The 261-nt window shown below is 59.0% G+C and carries 1 rRNA gene; it reads right to left on the minus strand.

Annotated features, from left to right (window positions below):
* Positions 1-37: 37 nt before the first annotated feature.
* Positions 38-261: ribosomal RNA gene (locus RM446_RS24770) — 16S ribosomal RNA — on the minus strand; the annotation flags it as partial.

The raw sequence follows: 261 nt of genomic DNA on the forward strand, positions 1-261 counted from the left end.
CACGGAAAAAACGGGCCGACTCTGCAAGACTCCTTAGAAAGGAGGTGATCCAGCCGCACCTTCCGGTACGGCTACCTTGTTACGACTTCGTCCCAATCGCCAGCCCCACCTTCACTCACTCCCTCCCCGAGAACGGGGTTAGGCCGCAAGTTTCGGGTGTTGCCGACTTTCATGACGTGACGGGCGGTGTGTACAAGGCCCGGGAACGTATTCACCGCGGCGTTGCTGATCCGCGATTACTAGCGACTCCACCTTCATGGG

The sequence above is a fragment of the Streptomonospora wellingtoniae genome, from assembly GCF_031845375.1.
Classification (GTDB): Bacteria; Actinomycetota; Actinomycetes; order Streptosporangiales; family Streptosporangiaceae; genus Streptomonospora; species Streptomonospora wellingtoniae.